Source organism: Bacilli bacterium, from assembly GCA_036381315.1.
In the GTDB taxonomy this organism is placed as follows: Bacteria; Bacillota; Bacilli; order Paenibacillales; family KCTC-25726; genus DASVDB01.
In genome coordinates this window covers 1-18,097 of record DASVDB010000058.1, presented here as the reverse complement: position 1 = coordinate 18,097, position 18,097 = coordinate 1, and the positions used below count along the sequence as shown (strand labels likewise).

Here is an 18,097-nt window from a genome sequence, read left to right as displayed (position 1 = left end):
AGAGCCGCCTGCCTGCTGCAGATACATATTAAATAACCCTACATCATTTAACGAGAATCCGGCTACTTCCAATTTATCGCCGTTCCACTTTGTCAGTTTCTTTGCCGCCGCTTCCAGTTCGTCCCATGAAGTTGGAGGTTTCACGCCAGCTTGATCAAGCAGCTTTTTATTATAGAATAAAGCGCGCGCATCGACCGTCAACGGCAACCCATACAGTTTCCCGTTGTAAGACAGTTCTTTAAGCGATTGCTCATAATAATCCGCAGCATTGATGCCGTCGCGTTGCATCAATTCGTCTATCGGATGAAGCACATGTTTCGGAGCGTACAACGCGGTGCGCCATCTATCCCAAAACAAAATGTCCGGGGAGCCGCCGGAAGTCGCCGCCGTCAAAAATTTTGTGATCATATCCTGCTGCAGAACGTACTTTACCCGTATTCGGTCCTGCGACTTATTGAACGCGTCCACCATCGTCTCAAATTGCTTCTGGCCTTCGCCGCCCCAGTCGCCCCAAAATGTCAGCTCGACGGGCTCGCCGTTCTTCTGCTTGCCGCCATCCGCGTTGGCATTGGCATTGCCGTTTGCGGTCTTTTCTACATTGGTGCCGTTGCCTCCTTGATTCGCCGCTTTATTACCGCCGCACCCGGCGGCAAGAGCAACTACCAGCAGCAAAGACAATCCTGCAATCGTCCATTTTCGCATGTCCTGTCCCCCTATATAAATTTATAAGCGCTTACAAATAGTATATTAAAATAATATTGACGATATGTCAATATGTCGTTATATAAATTAACCAGGATGCCCTGACGATTTGCGAACTTGGATTCATAAACCTGGGCATCCAGCTACTTTGTCGAGGTGCCGGCCCTGACTTCATATGGAATGATCGAATGCAGCGGAACCTCCTCTTTTCTCCATTGGGCATCAAGCAAATCGACAGCCATTCGGCCCATGGCAGATTCATTTTGCCGCACATGCGTGAAGAAATGTTTGCCGAACGGCTCGTCCGGCGAATCAAAACAAACGATCTGATAATCGTCCGGAATACGTTTGCCCATGGAAATCAACACTTCCCTGAGAATTAACGCCAAATTGTATTCAGCGGCGACAAATGCGGTCAACTCCGGGTTCATCTCCACAAAGCGACGCACCGTCTCCGCATCGATATTGATGTTTTTAGCCTCAAACGACCTGGGCAGAGAACTATACAAATTCGTCATAAAATGTTCCGGCTTGACACTCATTCCCAAGTGGATGAATGCGTCTGTAAAACCCTGAATGCGGTCTTCGATCGTGGAGGTGTTTTCTGCCGGGGCAGAAATAAATCCAATCCGGCGATGTCCTCCCGCAAGCAACACATTTGTCAAGTCAAATGCCGACTTACGGTTATCCGTATAAACCGCGCATGCCGCGATCCCTTTCAGGTACCGATCGATCAATACGAGCGGATATTTATCCAGAACCAGCCGAAGCAATTCGGCATTGTAATGTTCGCCATGCACGGGGAAGACGACAAATCCGTCCACGCCTAGATCGATAAAGGAACGAATCGCCGATTGCTCTTCTTCAATTTTGTCGTATGTCAGTTTCATAAACATGCGGCAGCCTAGCTCCGAGCAGCGTTCCTCAATTCCGTGAAGCAGCCTGAGACCATAGGAGTCGGCGAAATCCGGCAATATTACGCCAACCACTTTCCATTTGCCGTTTCCGTTCGTTTTCTCTTTCGCTCCACTTTCGTTGTCTTTTCCAAGCGGCCTGATGTCCCGCAGATTCGGCAATTTTGTCGCAACAAACGAGCCTTTTCCCTGCACCCGTTCGATAAGCTGATTTGCGGAGAGCGTTTCCAGCGCCTTTTTGGACGTAATACGACTGACGTTGAATTGATCGGACAGTTCCTTTTCTGAAGGCACACGATCCCCTGGCTGCAGTTCCCCTGCTGCAATTTTGTGAAATATATAATTATATATTTGCTCATATAGTGGTGCATCCATCTCGATCATCCCTCGCATTATCTTGATATACCAACTATACATAAAACATTGCAATATATCAAGAAGATGATTCAGCTCCGGCAATCGTTTTCTTTACAAAGCCGGTGTGATGAAATCGGCACTTTGCCAACAAAAATGGCATGCGTTCGCACATTTCTGGCGAATGCATGCCTATGCATAACAAGCGATAAATAGACGATTATTTCGGCCCGATCGCGATCCAGTGCAAATTTCCCAGCAATTCCTCATCGGTGTTGCCGACGCGAAACAGGCAAAAAGCAACCGCGTTTTTCTGCAACTCGATAATGGCAGCAAAGCAAAAGGGGCGATCGGGCATGGCAACGGCTATAAACGAATCGGATTCAAAGGCGGACGAAAGCTTGACGGTTACGTTTACGGCGGTTTCACCGGCTGGCAAGACGAACGCTGCCGTGCCGAATTGCTGCAACACTTGTTTTTCCGCTACCTGCGTGCAAATCGGGATAAAGCTGAGATGGCACGGGTCGATCGAGCCATGCCGCAGATGCCGGCGGCCGACGGCGCCGTCGCTCAGATGCTCCGACAAAATCGCGCCGTCGCGAATATGATAACCGTATATGGATTCGTACAGGATATGCTTGCCGCTGATCGATTCGGAAGCAATTTTTTCCGCGGTAACCGCCTCGCTCGCCAATTTGCTTGACGTTACCGCGCCTTCCTGAATCGTTCGCGTTGAAACCGAAGCGTTCAACAACTGGCGCTCCGCGATCGAATGCTGGGCGATATGCTCGTTGCAAATCGCTTCCGGCGTGAGATGCTTGGACGTGATCGTGTTGTCGGCCAATTTGTTTTCGGTGATCGCTCCATCCACGATATGGATCGTCTCGACGGAATTCGGCTTGAGCTTGTTGTTGTCAATGATCTGCGTTCCAAGCTTGTCGGCCGTAATGGACGCGTTCATAATTTTTTCGCCGGTAACCGCGTTATCCTGCAAATGCTTGTTCGTAACGGAAAGCGGGGCGATATGTCTGCTTTTTACCGCCTCGGGAGCAAGATGGCCGCTCTCGATTGTCTCGGGAGCGATTTTGGGTCCCGTGACGGATAAATCCCGCAGATGTTCCGTCGAAACCGCGGCAAATTTCAGCTTGTTCCCGCCGATGCAGGAATCCGCCAATTTATCCTCGGTGATCGCTTCATCGTCAATATGGTACGTTTTGATTGCCGAAGAACCCAAATGATAGCCGGCTACCGAATCGGGACGTATATGTTTTCCGGAAATCGAATCCTTGGCCAAAGCTTCCCCGTAAATCGAGCCGGGTATCAGCTTGTCGCCGGATATCGATCCGTCGCGCAAATGCCTGGCGACAATGGAACCGGGCGCCAGTTTGTCCTCCGTTACCGACTCGTTTTGCAGATGCTGATTGCCGACGGATTTTGCGGCGAGATGTTTGCCTTCAATTTGGTTTTCCGCAATATGTCCGCCATAAACGGATTCTTTGCTCAGGTGCCGGGCGTAAATCGACTCATTTTGCAGATGGTGCTCCGCTATGCTGTTTTCCCTAATTTTATCTCCCGTAACCGCTCCGCCCGCGATTTTGGCTGAAATGACCGCATTGTTTCCGATGTTTACCGTCTGCACGGCTCCGCTTTGCAACTTATCCGTGGTGATCGACTGATCGCGGATATTTTCGCCGGATATGAACAAATTGCCGAAATGCCTTTCCGAAATGGCGCGGTCGGCAATTTTTTCCCCATCGATTGATTTTTCCGCGATCTTTTCGCCGGTTATGCTGTAATTTTTCAGTTTGTCGCCGGATATGGAGCGGTTTCGCAGCTTGCTTCCCGAGATCGTGTCATCCGCGAAGTGATCGTCGCAAATCGCGCCGGGCGCCAGCTTTTTTTCCGTTACCGCCCCGTCCGCCAATTTTGTCGCATCGACCGCATAGTCTTTCAAGGCATCCGTTCCGACGCTGCGCGCCTTGATTTTTCGCTCGTCGACGGCAAAATTGGCGATTTTTTCGTTGGTGACGCATTGGTTGGCCAGATCGTCCGTAAACACGACCGGCGTGCCGCCGGCTGGCTTCCGCTCGGAAAATTCATCGGCTTTAGGCGGACTTTCCGGCAAAGCGGCGACATTTTCCGCCGCGGCTAGTAACGTATTTTCCCGGTTTGGCCGCTCAACTTTTTTTACAACGTTTTCGGGGACGGCGCTACCGGATTTGGCTATATCTAAATCAAGCCATTCCAACTCATGAATATCGGGATTTTGCAAAACATGATCAGCGTTGAAGCGCCGGCTTGACACCCGCGTCCTGCTACCGCGTTTTCCCTTCATGCAGATGCTCCTTCCCAAAAAAATAGTCATCTGCAACATATGCGAAACGCCGCTACTCGGACACCTATCAGGCAAAAATGTGCGGTTGCCCGCCGCCATGAGCTTTTGGCAATGTTAAAAGCGCGCTTTACCGCAACCTGGCGTACAGTCCCCTGTACGAACGCGCCGTGCGCTCCCATGTAAAATGTTCTTTTGCCCGGTCAACACCGCGCTGTCCCATTTTCCGCCGCAACGCCTCGTCGGTTAAAAGCCGGCAAACCGCATCAGCCAAATGTTCGACGAAACGATTCGTCGCAACCAAAATTCCCGTCTCGCCGTCCGCCACAACCTCGGCGATCCCCCCGCCGTTTGTGGCGACAACCGGCACGCCGCTGGCCATCGCTTCCACGTTGACCAATCCGAAAGCTTCCCGTTTGTCCGAGGGCACCACGACGACATCGGCGGCGCGAAACCACGGATCAAGCCGATTATGCGGCACGTACGGAACAAAGCGGACATGCCCGCCTGATTTTTTCGCCTTTTGCCTAAGCGAGCGAACGTACGGCGTTTCCCGCTTCGACCCGTAAAAGGCGCCGCCGACAAGGACAAGCTTGGCATTCGGCACGCGTCTCAGTATTTTCGGAAACGCATCCAATAGATGGTGCACGCCTTTTCGCGGGATAAGCCTGCCGACGTATAAGACGACCTTTTTCCCCGCCAAACCGTGCAATGCCGCAAACCGTCTAATTTCCCGTTTTCGCCCTTGCGCCCATTTGGAAGCGAATTTGCGCGTGTCAACGCCCGGATGGATGACTTCGCACTTTTCCGCGACGCCTGGCGCAAGCCGGGTTAAATATGCTTTCAAATACGCGCTGTTGACAATAATGCGATCGGGAAACGAGAGGCATTCCGCCAACTTGCCTTGGGAAATGTGGGGCGGAGAAATAAACACGGTGGAATGCAACGACAAAAGGACGGGACGACCGGGGAAGCTTTGCTTGATCCGCTTGGCGAATCGCGGCCGGTTTTCCACCTGGATGATGTCCGGCTCAAGCGCCGCAAGCTGTTTAACCGCGGCGGCAATATAATGCCCGCTGTTTTTGTATGGGCTAAGCCGCACAAATTTGACGCCGTGCCGTGTTTCCCTGGCGGCTTGGCGGTTGGCTTTTCGGCCCAATATAATCAAATCGATATCGGGAGCCTGCCGCGCAATCCGCTTCCCCGTTTCATACACCACCTGCTCGACAGAACTTGCGCGATCGGAAGGGATCGAAAACGACCCCGGCGTCAACACGCATACTCGCAGCCGATTTTCCATCGATAATGTTACCGCCTTCCAGAAAGTCTCACATTATCTTATGGAGTGACTATTGATTTGGTCGAACTTCTGTGGCAAACTTTCTGTATTGAACAGGAAAGTGAGGGAAATCCGCGCTCTATGCTCACCAGATACCTGTTGCGCCTGCTGACGGAGCTGACTTCAAGAAAGCGGCTTTCCCGGGCGGCGGGCCGATTTGCCAAATCCAAATGGAGCAGAAGGTTGATACCTCGCTTCATTAAAATATATGGAATTGCGGTTGACGAAGCGGAGAAACGGCTGACGGAATTCGTCTCGCTGAACGACTTTTTCACACGCAGGTTAAAACCGGGCGCGCGCCCGATTGACAGCGATCCCCGCTCGCTGATCAGCCCGGTGGACGGCACGGTCGTCGCTACCGGCACCATTGCCGACGGCCAAATCCTGCAAGTCAAGGGGCAGGATTATACCGTCGACGAGCTGCTCAATCATTCGCCGCGCGCCATCAATTACCAAAATGGCACGTTCTACATTTTGTATTTGAGCCCTGCCGATTATCACCGCGTTCATGCGCCGGCGACGGGAACGATCGAGGAATCCGAGCACGTGCCGGGCAGCGTTTATCCGGTGAACGAATTCGGCATGCGTCGCATGCGCAAAATATTGAGCCGCAACGAGCGGCTGATTACTTATATTCGGCATCAGGATTGCGAAATTGCCGTGGTGAAGGTCGGCGCGCTGAACGTCAGCTCAATCCGCTATATCGATCCGTTGCCGGAAAAAATCACGCGCGGCGACGAATTGGCACTGTTTGAATTCGGTTCAACCGTGGTATTATTGGTACAAAGCGGTACATTCCGGGATTTGCGCGCCTTTGGCGCGGGAGACAAAATCAAGTGCGGACAAGCCTTGGGGCTTTTTCTATAGAAAGAGGAGACCAAAGCATGCAACATACGTCAGTCAGACAGCCGGATACCGGCAGAACGCTGTATCCGATCTTGTTTGCGGTCAGTTTCGTCCATTTGTTGAATGATACGATTCAAGCCGTTATTACGGCCATTTTTCCGATTTTAAAAGATTCGCTGGACTTATCCTATTTCCAGATCGGCATGATTGCCTTTGCGATCAATATCACGGCGTCGATGATGCAACCCGCCGTCGGCCTGTTTACCGATTTGAAGCCTTCACCCTGGCTGTTGCCGTTCGGCATGGTTTCCACCTTCATAGGCGTTGCCGGATTGGCGCTTTCCCCCAACTTCATCCTTGTGCTCATCTCGGTCGTGTTGATCGGCATCGGTTCCGCCGTGTTTCATCCCGAAGGCTCGCGGCTGGTTCATATGGCGGCCGGCAACCGCAAAGGATTGGCGCAATCGATTTACCAGGTGGGCGGCAATTCGGGTCAGGCGCTGGCGCCCGTTCTGACCGCGCTCATTTTCGTCAAATCGGGGCAAATCGGCGTTCTCTGGTTTACGACTGTCGCCGCTCTCGCCATCGCAATGCAAGTTGTAAACGCGAAATGGTATGGCGATCGGCTGGCGGAACTGCCCGCCAAACCGCGGCGCAAACGGGCCGCATCCGCCAATCAGGCGACGCGCACACACAAAATCGGCACCGCGCTCATCTTGCTGGTTCTGTTTATTTTCGCGCGGAGCTGGTACCATTCCGCCATTACGAACTACTATCCTTTTTATTTGATGGATCAATACGGAATTTCGTTGAAAGAAACGCAGCTGTTCATCTTCATGTTTTTGGCGGCGGGGGCGGTCGGCACCTTTTTGGGCGGCCCGCTGTCCGACCGGTTCGGCAAACGGAACATTTTGCTTTTCTCCATGCTCGGCTCTTTCCCGCTTGCGCTGTTGTTGCCATATGTCAATTTGGCGTGGGCGGTCGCGCTTTGCCTGTTGATCGGTTTTATTGTGCTCTCCAGTTTTTCCGTTATCGTCGTCTATGCGCAGGAACTTATGCCCGACAAGATCGGCATGGCTTCCGGGCTTACGGTCGGCCTGGCATTCGGCATGGGCGCCGTCGGTTCCGCATCGCTGGGCGGGTTGGCCGATTGGCTGGGTATTGCGACGATCATCAAATCGGCAAGCATCTTACCCGTTTTTGGCTTGGTCGCATTGCTGTTGCCGAACGATCATATCCTGCGAAAGTGGAAAGAAGAAATAAATGCCGGCGCCAAGTAAAAATGCTAATGCACCGATTCCATCAGGCGCTGCAAAGTAGCGTAGATTTTCACATGATCTTTTAGCGGCAGCCCATGGTCCGTCATCAACTCCGCCATTTCCTGGCGAATTCCGGTTACGGCAACCGTACATCCCAACAAATGGGCGGCTTCCATGATGGTGCAAATGCGTTGATACACTTCCTTGTCGAAGCGCAGCAATCCGCTCCAGTCAAGACAGAGAACGTCAACTCCTCCCTTGGCGATGTTTGTCAAGGCGATATCCCTGATTTTACGCGCGCGCGCTTCGCTTAAATTTCCCACCAAAGGCACAACCGCAACCGCCTTGCCGCAAATCAGGAAAGGCACAGCCTGATCCTCCGCGGATAGCGGATCGCCAAGTTCCGCGACAGCTTGTTCCAAAAACGTATCCAGCAACTCGTTGAACCGCAAAACCCAATTATAGAGCTCCTGCATTTCAGTGAACCCGGCCTGGTGAAAAAACGCTCCGGCGCGCTGCAAAAATGTCCGGCGCAGGCACGACACAAACGCGCAGCAAGCGGAGAGCGGGATGCCGCTTACCATCAGCTTGCCGCTTATCAATTGCTTTACCTGCGCGGCTTGCTCCTTGTCATCCTGCAAAGACATTTCGACGATTTGCTCTGCCAGCTCATGAAATGAAGGATGGTTGATAACGCTATCCGCAATTGCGAATTCTTCGCCTATCGCAGTGAGAATGTGATTGCAGAACGCCTTTTTATGATCGCGCAAAAACGTTTCCCAGGAGCGGTTCGCCGCATACGGATATTCCATTGTCTCCTGCATTAGCGGAAAATTTTCGGCTATCGGAAAAATCAGCTTGAATGCGGTGCCGACGCCTTTTTCGCTTTCCACTTCGATTTTCGCGCCATGTTGATAGATTGTCGCATATACCTGCGCCAGGCCCATCCCGGTTCCTTCGCTTTTCGTTGAGAAAAACGGAGTGCCTAACATGTCCAGATCTTTTTCCGAGATGCCCACGCCGGTGTCCCTGATTGTGACGATCATGCTGTCGCCTTCCCGGCGATGGCTGATATAAATGGTCCCTTTGTCCGGAATCGCTTCAAAGGCGTTTTTCAACAAATTGAACAGCGCCTTCTTCAACTGGTTGCGTTTGCCCAAAATCACTTCATTTTGGTCCCGCAAATCTTTTTCAATATGTACCCGATAAATTTGGTCCTGAAACAGGAATAAAATCGCTTCCAGTTCGATGCACAGTTTGATTTCGCTGAACGCTTCATTGTCGGGATCCGGCCTTGCCACTTGCAGCAAATTTTGCAGGGCGGAAATAGCCCGATCCAATTCGACGCTGGCAATATCCAAATATTTGTGTGAAGTTTGCTCTTTCAACAATTGCAAAAAGCCCTTGACTGCAGTTAACGGGTTACGGATTTCATGAGCGATTCCGGCAGATATTTGACCGACATTCGCCAAACGGCTTAAATGGTTCGTTTCATACGACGGCTTGGGATTTCCTTGCTCTTTGGCGTGCAACGAAACAGGTCCCTCCCATTCGACCGATGCGCAATGAACATCTTTTCACATCCGTCATGATCTACTCAGGAAAATATTTGCATTAATTTACTTGTTATATCGTTAATTTTAAAATAGTTACAGGTATTTGTACAATGTTGTTTTTTTTATGATAAATTTGTATGCCGACGTATGCAAAATCGGATGCAATGACATGGCAAATCGGTTATGATTGTTTTATAAATTCAGAACCGGAAGGAAGTATGGAGAGAATGAACGCGCTGCTAAAGCAATTGAATGCGACGTTGGAGACGGAAAACGCCCACGTTTTCGCGATGTTGTCGCCGTTAGGCAAAGAGATTTACTTTCCCAAGGAAGGCATCTTAAGCCAAAGCGCCGAAGCGGGCAAAAAAGCCAAAAAGTTCAACGCCACGATCGGCATCGCCACGGAAGGCGGAGTGCCGATGCATTTGGACGTGATTCAGGAAACATTGTCCGCTTACGCGCCCAAAGACCTTTACTCGTATGCTCCTCCGGCGGGCAAGCCGGAACTGCGGGCGGCATGGCGGGAAAAAATATTGCGGCAAAACCCTTCGCTGCGCGATAAAACGTTCGGCAATCCGATTGCCACCAACGCCTTGACGCACGGTTTGAGCATCGTCGCCGACCTGTTTGTCGGGGCGAACGACGCCGTGATCTTGCCGGAGAAAAACTGGGAAAATTACGAATTGACGTTTGGCGTGCGCAGAGGCGCGAAAATCGTGTACTACCCGCTTTATAACGCAAACGGCAGATTTAACGCCGAAGGCTTGAAAAATGCGATATTGGCGCAAAAAGACGCCGGCAAAGCCGTTGTTGTCCTGAATTTTCCCAACAACCCGACGGGGTACACGCCGGATAAGCAGGAAGGCGACGAGATCATAGCGGCGATTTTGGCGGGGGCCGAAGCCGGCGTCAATGTCGTTGTCGCTACCGACGATGCATACTTCGGGCTGTTTTTTGAAGATTCGCTGCATGAATCGCTGTTCGGCAAACTGGCAGGGTTGCACCCGCGCGTGCTGCCGATCAAAATTGACGGCGCGACCAAGGAAGAATACGTATGGGGCTTTCGTGTCGGCTTCATCACATACGCGGCGGCAAGCGAAGCGTTGTTGGGCGCGTTGGAGCAAAAAACAATGGGCATTATCCGCGCCACGATCTCCAGCGGTCCGCATCCGTCGCAAACATTTGTGTTAAAAGCGCTGCAATCGCCGCAATATGAAGCGCAAAAACAGGAAAAGTTCGCGATTATGAAAGGCCGCGCCAACCGGGTGAAAGAAGTGCTGGACAGCGGCAAATACGACGACGTTTGGGATTACTACCCGTTTAATTCCGGTTACTTCATGTGCCTGAAGCTGAAAACCGTTAACGCGGAAAAACTGCGCCAGCACTTGCTGGATGCTTACGGAGTTGGCACGATCGCATTGGGGGAAACGGATTTGCGCGTCGCTTTTTCGTGCATCGAGGAAAAAGATGTGCCGGAGCTGTTCGACATCATCTATCAGGGCGCCAAAGATTTGCTGTAATGGTTGCCTGTGTGTCTCAGGGACTCAAGCAAAAGGCGAGGGTCCCTTTTTATTTTGTTTGCGGGATCATGCGGGAAGCGAAAAATTTGAAATGGCGGCCGAATATGTGTGATTTTTCATATATATTTGCTTGCCGGCTGAAACCCGGGCGGTTTGCCGGCTCGCAGCCTTCGACCGGTTCGCGGCTTGCATCAACTCGCAACCTGTAACGGACGTGACAGCGCCTATTTAGCGCAAATTGACCGCTTTTTGATTCTAACGGACGTGAGCGCGCCTATTCTTGCATTTTCCCCGATATTCGGGCCTTGAAACGACAAATAGCGTCCACAGCGTCCGTTACAATTTCAAATCGGCCTTTTTTCGGCAAATAGCCTCTGCTGCGACCGTTAGAAGTGTGCGAGGAGGGGTGTGTTGGGGAACGTTCGCGTTGCGCAGGTGGGGTGTGCAAGGTGGTTTAACGTTAGCCGGCCCGGGTTTTACCCTAGGCCGGCTTGTGGTGCTGAGCGGAACGCGGCGATTTTTACGCCTTGGGATGAATCATGTTTTCCGGGCGGACATAAGCGTCGAATTGCTCCGCCGTCAAGAGGCCGCTCTTGATCGCCGCCTCTTTTAGCGTCGTCCCTTCTTTATGCGCCAGCTTGGCAATCTTTGCGGCGTTTTCGTATCCGATATGCGGATTGAGCGCCGTTACCAACATGAGCGATTGCTCCAAATAGCGGTTGATGACTTCGCGGTTCGGTTCCAGACCGACAACGCAATGTTCGTTGAATGAAAGCATCGCATCCGCGAGCAATCTCACCGATTGCAGGAAGTTGTGGATAATAACCGGTTTAAACACGTTCAATTCGAAATTGCCCTGGCTGGCCGCAAATCCGATTGTCGCGTCGTTGCCCATGACCTGACATGCGACCATCGTCATCGCTTCGCTTTGCGTCGGGTTAACTTTGCCCGGCATAATCGAACTGCCCGGTTCGTTCTCGGGGATTCTGATTTCGCCGATGCCGCAGCGCGGTCCGCTTGCCAGCCAGCGCACATCGTTGGCGATCTTCAGCAAATCCGCCGCCAGCGCCTTTAACGCTCCATGAGCGTATACGATCTGGTCGTGGCTTGTCAGCGCATGGAATTTATTCGCTGCGGAGGTAAACGCCTTGCCGGTTTCGCTGCTAATCACAGCAGCCGTTTTCGCGCCGAATTCGGGGTGCGCGTTCAAGCCCGTGCCCACTGCCGTACCGCCGATTGCCAGCTCCTTCATGGCGTCCGCGCCGCTCCTGATCATCGCTTCGGTTTTATCCAGCATGGCCCACCAGCCGCTGATTTCTTGCCCCAAAGTTAGCGGGGTGGCATCCTGCAGATGCGTGCGGCCGATCTTGATGATGTCCATATAAGCTTCGCTTTTGCTGCGCAGCGTTTCTTTCAGCGTCGCTAGAGCCGGCAGCAAACGATCTTCCAGCGCCAGCACTCCGGCAATATGCATGGCGGTCGGGAACGTATCGTTGGAGCTTTGCGACTTGTTGACATCATCGTTCGGATGCAATCTTGCCTCGCTTCCCCGCTCCTGCAGCAGTTGATTGCCGCGGCGCGCAATCACCTCGTTGACGTTCATGTTCGTTTGTGTGCCGCTGCCTGTTTGCCATACGACAAGCGGAAAATGTTCGTCCCACTTGCCGGCGATAATTTCATCGGCCGCCGCGACGATGGCGTCCGCTTTTTCCCCCGCCAGTTTGCCCAATTCCCTATTGGCCAAAGCGGCCGATTTTTTCAACAGCGCCAGTGCGCGAATCGCTTCAAGCGGAATCCGTTCGCCGCCGATTTTGAAGTTGTTGCGGCTGCGTTCCGTTTGCGCGCCCCAAAGTTTGTCCGCCTGCACCTGAATTTCGCCCATCGTGTCTCTTTCAATGCGAAAATCCATGTTCAGAACACCCACTTTCCGTTTTTTTGTACAAGCTTGCCGTCAAGATAAATTTCCCCGCCGTCCTTCAGATTTTTCACCATATCCCAATGGATCGCCGAGTCGTTGCCAACTCCCGCTTCTTCATACGCTCTGCCGACCGCCAGATGCACGGATCCGCCGATTTTCTCATCAAACAAAATATCCTGCGTAGGCCGGTCGATACCGAAATTCATGCCGATGCCCAGTTCGCCCAGATAGCGGGATCCGTCGTCGGTATTCAAAGCTTCCTCCAACACATCCTGCCCTTTCTCGGCTGAGTATTCCACTATTTTCCCCTGCCTGAACAAAATGCGGATGCCCTGCACCTCTCTGGATCCAAAGCTGGTCGGCCAGTCATAATAAATCGCGCCTTCCGTGAGCAAATGATTGGGCGTGAAGAAAAATTCGCCGTCGGGGACATTGTATTCTCCGCTGCACAATACCGCTTGCCTGCCGGCAATGTCGACGGTCAAATCGGTTTCTTTGCCCACAATGCGCACTTTTTCCGCTTTATTGAACAACTCGGCCGCCTGCGCCATTGAGCGGCGCATTTCGCCGTAATCCACATTCGTTGCCCGGTAGACAAAATCTTCATACTGTTCAAGCGACATCCTGGCGTCCTGGGCGTATGCATTCGTCGGATAGCGGGTTAAAACCCACCGCACGCCGCCCGCCATCAAATATTCCGTCAGCCGTTTGGTCGCTTTTCTCCGCCTCTGCATTTTCTCCGGAGGGATATCAGACAAGCCGTATTTGTTTTCGTCGGCGTCGATTTTGATGTAAACGTCGGCATATCGGTACAGCATGTCGCTAAATTCAACATTTTCCAACTGTTCGTCATTCGCTTCATCGTAAAAAATGCGGGGAAATTCCGTCAGCGTAATTTGTGTAATCGGAAAAGCGCCCCGCTGCAGCACTTTCCGGTATATTTCCTTTATCAAGGGAGCGGCAGCCGCATCTCCTGCGATCAACACTTTTTCCCCTTTTTTCACTTTTGTCGAATGATCGACGAGCACTTCCGCCAAACGGACGACTCTGGCATCCGCCAATACCCTTCCCCCTTTAAAGAAAGTTTAGAAATCACCAGCGTCAAGTATAGCAAAATGCCGCCCGCTTTTAAAGTCAAGCGGAAATCTTAAAAAAACGAAAACTCCCGCGGGGAAGCGGGAGTTTTCGCCACATCCGTACGTGTGCTTATTTGATTTCAATTTTGTTTACCACTTGATTTTCGCCATACAGCTTGATCGGATGCAGCGGCACCAGATTGGCCGTATTTCCGGTTATTGTCACATTCGGCGCGACATTATAAACCGAAATTTGCGGATTTTCGTACACCGACTGCGTTACGGATATGGTGGCGATTTCGCCTTTGGAGTTCAAGGTCAAAGAATGGTAAAGACCATCTACCGTGAAGCTTTGCACTTGATCTTCAACTGCCGCCATAACCAGAACGTACATCACTTTGTTGTCAAGCGTCAGCACTTTTACTTCGTCTCCGGTTTTCAAAGCGGCAAGCGTCGTAACTGTGCCTTTGCGAATAATGAGCGCGTTTGCGTCAACCGTAAATGTGCTCGTCTGATTGTCCTTCGAAATTGTAAGCACATTCGCATTCGTATTCACTGCCGTTATTTTGCCGGTGTATTCGGCGCGTTCGTTGACCGTTTGAATAACTTGCAACAATTGGATAACCTGATTCGTGGCGCGGACAAACACCGTATCTCCGGCCTTCACCGCCGTCTTGCGCACAACTGCCCCGTTGCGGTAAATGATGGCATTGTCGGCAAACGTGTATGTCACATCCGCATTGTTTTTTCTGAGCGTGATCCGGTTTTCGCTGTCCACCGGCGCGGCGACTTTGGCGGTAAATGTCTCCTGAACATCGGCCACATCCGTTACTTGAATGAAAATGATGACGTTATTCACCGATCTGGCCGATATTTTATCGCCAACCCTGAGATCGCTCAAGGGTACTTTTTTGCCGTTTTTAAACACGAATGCGTTCGGATCGACTGTGTACACTTTTGTCTCGCCATTCTGCACAATCGCCAGCAAATTGTTCTGGACAGCCGCACTCACCGTGCCTTCGATCGTCCCGTTGTTGTAATCGGGCATCTGATCGCCGGTGCGGTCCAAAAGCGCCGCCAATTCGGCGCGAGTCACCGGTTTGTTGGGGCGGAACGTATTATCCAGATAACCGGAAACCAAACCTTTTTTCACCGCCAATGCGACATAACCCCGCGAACCAGCAGGAATGTCCTTGGCGTCTCTGAATGTGAGCGGATCGTTCATCATCTCTTTCGCCTGATCGTCCAGTTTCAGCGCCTTGACCAGCAAGATGGTCGACCATAAACGGGTTGCCGGTTTTTCCGGGTTCACGCTGGTGTCATTTTCATTGAACAAATCGTTTTTCAGCGCAACCGATACATAACCGACCGCATTCGGGAATTTGCGCTCAATCAGATTCGCGTCGCGAAAGCTTAGGTCAGCCTGCATTTCCTCCGGAGATTCAGCCTGTTCGCGCAAACCCATCAAGCGGACAGCGGCAATAATGGCTTCGAGCTGCGTAATCGGTTTTTGCGGACGGAATGTCCCGTCGTCGTAGCCTTCGAACACACGTTTTGCAGCCAACCGCGCAATATTTTGCAGCACCCATTCGTACTTTTGCTCGTCCAGATCGCTGAACTCGATTTTAATTTGGACGCTGGCGTTGTTGTGATGGTTAAATTTCGGCTCATGCGCCCCTTTCGCCTTTCCGTTCCCTTTCGCAAACGCCGATGTGGCGCCGGTAACGATCATGGCTGCGGACAAGCCGGTTAAAATGATTTTTTTGAATGTCGACTTACTGAACAACATCCTTTGTTCTCCCTCCCAATCTATTGGTTTGCCAAAGTTTTCGTCATTCGGCGTCCATTTTGGGGGGGAGGACAAAAAAATGTTTGCCGATATCCTATTTCATTTTCCGGTTTGTTTTTTCCCGATTCCGTCTTGCCACTCCGCATTCGTAAGCCGCCGCGACCACAGCGTCGCGAACGCGGCTGACCACCGACTGGTTGAACACGCTGGGGATAATATAGCTTTCCGTCAATTCTTCCTCGCTTACGACGGATGCGATCGCTTTTGCCGCCGCCAGTTTCATTTGCTCCGTGACCCTCGTGGCGCGGCAATCAAGCAATCCGCGAAACATGCCGGGGAAGCATAACACATTGTTAATTTGGTTCGGATAATCCGATCTGCCGGTCGCCATCACCCGTACATATGCTTCAGCCTCCTCCGGCGAAATTTCCGGCGTCGGATTCGCCATCGCGAACACAATCGGGTCTTTCGCCATATGCTTGATATCATCCGCGGTCAACACCCCGGGCCCGGAAACGCCTATGAAAATATCCGCTCCATGTATCACATCGGACAACCTGCCGGTTTTCCCTTCGGGATTGGTATGCTCGGCAAACCAGTTCCAGACGGGATTCGCGTAGTTTTGGCCGCGATGGATTGCGCCATTCAGATCCACACCGATAATGTTGGTCACACCCGCCGCCAGCAATATTTTGGTGCAGGCCGTTCCCGCCGCGCCCAAACCGCATACGACGACTTTCACATCGGAGATTTTTTTGCCGATCAGCTTGAGCGCATTAATGAGACCGGCCAAAATCACCACGGCGGTGCCGTGTTGATCGTCGTGAAATACGGGAATATCCAGTTCGTTAATCAGCCGCTGTTCGATTTCAAAGCAACGCGGCGCCGATATATCTTCGAGATTGATTCCCCCGAATGTTGGGGAGAGCGCCTTGACAATATTGATGATTTCTTCCGTATCCTGCGTCGCCAGGCAGATTGGGATGGCATCAACATTGGCCAGTTGCTTGAACAACATCGCCTTTCCTTCCATTACCGGCATTGCCGCGCCCGGACCGATATTCCCCAGTCCAAGAACCGCCGAGCCGTCCGATATGACCGCAATCGTATTGCGCTTGATCGTAAGAGAATGGACCAAATAGGGTTTGTCGGCGATCGCCCGGCAAATTTTCGCCACTCCAGGCGTATAAACACGCGATAAATCATCCCGATTTTTGATCGGGTATTTGGGGCTGATTTCGATTTTTCCACCCAAATGCAGCAAAAAGGTTTGATCGGAAATGTGGACAACACGCACGCCCGGCAATGCGTTCACGAGCTGCGCGATGATTTCCGCATGATTGGAATCCAGCACATTGACCGTGATATCCCGAATCGTCGACTGCTTATCGGTGCGAACGACGTCAATCGCGATAATATCGCCGCCAGCCTCATTGATTGCAGTTGCTATTTTGCCAAACGAAGCGAGCTCCTTATGAAGCTCCAAGCGGAAAATGACTCTGGTGTTGCCAACTGTTGGTATGGACATCTTGGTGAACATCTCCTGTTAAATTTTAAATCGATCGACAACATGTTTCATTTGCTCGGCGAATTGATTCAACATTTCGCTCATTGACGCGATTTCTTGCAAATTGGCCAGCTGGCGTTCGGAATCGGCGCTTACGGCCTGGAAGGAAACGGTCGTGTCCCGCGCGGCGTTCGACATTGCTTGCACGAAATCCGAAACTTCTTTCGCATTCGCCGATATTTGTTCGGTAATTGCTGAAATATCGTGAATTTGCGCCGCGATTTCCCAAGTCGATTTTTGAATATTTTGAAATGCTTCCAGCGCTTTTTCGGTCACTTCCGTACCTTTTTGGGCCTCGGCAATCATTTTTCCGTTCATCACTAGAGCGGCGCTTTCAATCTGTTCCATCGTTTCGACGATAAAGCTTTGCACCGTTTCCACCGTTTCCTTCGTCCGTATCGCCAATTTGCGCACTTCATCGGCGACGACGGCGAAGCCTTTTCCGTGCTCACCCGCCCGCGCGGCTTCAATTGACGCATTAAGCGCCAATAAATTGGTTTGCACCGCTATTTCGCCGATGGCCGCATTCATCTTAAACACATTGGAATTAAGCGTTTGCAGATGTTCGATGATCGCGGCGGATTCAACGGCGGATTTTTGAATCGCATCCATCTGCCCGGCAACCATGGCGATTTTTTGGCTGCCGGTTTGGACGTCCTGCACGGTTTTCTCCGAGGATTCCACGATGAGTTGCGCGGATTCGGCGATTTTCCGCATCCCGTCGGACATTTCTTCCAGCGAATGGGCGCTCTCGCTCGCGGCGGTTGCTTGCGCTTCCACATCTTTGGACAACGCTTGCATCAGACCGGTTACATTCTCAACCGCCTTGGCGCTTCCCTCCATGTTTTTCACCAATTCTCCGGAAGATTCGCTCAAACGGGGCGAAATCGAAAGCATCTCGCGAATCATTTCCTTGAGCGATTTC

The 18,097-nt window shown here is 51.8% G+C and carries 13 protein-coding genes; 3 read left to right on the top strand and 10 right to left on the bottom strand.

The annotated features are described in order from the left end of the window. The 4 genes from VF260_04415 to VF260_04400 form a co-directional block, all read right to left on the bottom strand. Positions 1 to 702: extracellular solute-binding protein (locus tag VF260_04415; protein HEX7056426.1), on the bottom strand; the 702-nt coding region annotated here is incomplete at its 3' end. A 143-nt stretch (positions 703 to 845) separates the two neighbouring features. Continuing rightward, positions 846 to 1,991 carry a GntR family transcriptional regulator gene (locus tag VF260_04410; protein ID HEX7056425.1) on the bottom strand — a complete coding sequence of 382 codons (1,146 nt, stop codon included), beginning with the start codon at positions 1,989 to 1,991 and terminating at the stop codon, positions 846 to 848. 199 nt (positions 1,992 to 2,190) lie between these two features. Further along, positions 2,191 to 4,305, bottom strand: coding sequence for a WIAG-tail domain (locus VF260_04405; protein ID HEX7056424.1), 2,115 nt, complete (start codon positions 4,303 to 4,305; stop codon positions 2,191 to 2,193). 127 nt (positions 4,306 to 4,432) lie between these two features. After that, positions 4,433 to 5,602 (bottom strand): glycosyltransferase family 4 protein, encoded by a 1,170-nt coding sequence (locus tag VF260_04400; protein HEX7056423.1) that lies wholly within the window; start codon positions 5,600 to 5,602, stop codon positions 4,433 to 4,435. 120 nt (positions 5,603 to 5,722) lie between these two features. On the opposite strand from VF260_04400, the gene asd reads away from it, so the two are divergent. Together asd and VF260_04390 are read left to right on the top strand one after the other, a co-directional pair. Next, complete coding sequence (gene asd, locus VF260_04395; protein HEX7056422.1) at positions 5,723 to 6,508, top strand: archaetidylserine decarboxylase; 786 nt, start codon at positions 5,723 to 5,725, stop codon at positions 6,506 to 6,508. Between the two features lie 17 nt (positions 6,509 to 6,525). Further along, positions 6,526 to 7,767, top strand: coding sequence for an MFS transporter (locus VF260_04390; protein HEX7056421.1), 1,242 nt, complete (start codon positions 6,526 to 6,528; stop codon positions 7,765 to 7,767). 5 nt (positions 7,768 to 7,772) lie between these two features. Here VF260_04390 and VF260_04385 read toward each other — a convergent pair whose 3' ends face one another. After that, positions 7,773 to 9,278 (bottom strand): ATP-binding protein, encoded by a 1,506-nt coding sequence (locus VF260_04385; GenBank protein HEX7056420.1) that lies wholly within the window; start codon positions 9,276 to 9,278, stop codon positions 7,773 to 7,775. A 251-nt stretch (positions 9,279 to 9,529) separates the two neighbouring features. Here VF260_04385 and VF260_04380 point away from each other — a divergent pair, with 251 nt between their 5' ends. After that, positions 9,530 to 10,822, top strand: a complete 1,293-nt coding sequence (locus tag VF260_04380; protein ID HEX7056419.1) for an aminotransferase class I/II-fold pyridoxal phosphate-dependent enzyme — start codon at positions 9,530 to 9,532, stop codon at positions 10,820 to 10,822. Between the two features lie 520 nt (positions 10,823 to 11,342). Here the strand turns inward: VF260_04380 and fumC are convergent. From fumC to VF260_04355, 5 genes are all read right to left on the bottom strand, one after another. Beyond that, positions 11,343 to 12,731 carry a class II fumarate hydratase gene (gene fumC / locus VF260_04375; GenBank protein ID HEX7056418.1) on the bottom strand — a complete coding sequence of 463 codons (1,389 nt, stop codon included), beginning with the start codon at positions 12,729 to 12,731 and terminating at the stop codon, positions 11,343 to 11,345. 2 nt (positions 12,732 to 12,733) lie between these two features. Continuing rightward, positions 12,734 to 13,801 (bottom strand): aminopeptidase, encoded by a 1,068-nt coding sequence (locus VF260_04370; protein ID HEX7056417.1) that lies wholly within the window; start codon positions 13,799 to 13,801, stop codon positions 12,734 to 12,736. 145 nt (positions 13,802 to 13,946) lie between these two features. Then, positions 13,947 to 15,605 (bottom strand): S-layer homology domain-containing protein, encoded by a 1,659-nt coding sequence (locus VF260_04365; GenBank protein ID HEX7056416.1) that lies wholly within the window; start codon positions 15,603 to 15,605, stop codon positions 13,947 to 13,949. 94 nt (positions 15,606 to 15,699) lie between these two features. Then, positions 15,700 to 17,133 carry an NAD-dependent malic enzyme gene (locus tag VF260_04360; GenBank protein HEX7056415.1) on the bottom strand — a complete coding sequence of 478 codons (1,434 nt, stop codon included), beginning with the start codon at positions 17,131 to 17,133 and terminating at the stop codon, positions 15,700 to 15,702. 18 nt (positions 17,134 to 17,151) lie between these two features. Beyond that, positions 17,152 to 18,097, bottom strand: a 946-nt coding sequence (locus VF260_04355) for a methyl-accepting chemotaxis protein (protein HEX7056414.1), incomplete at its 5' end; no start/stop codon positions are given.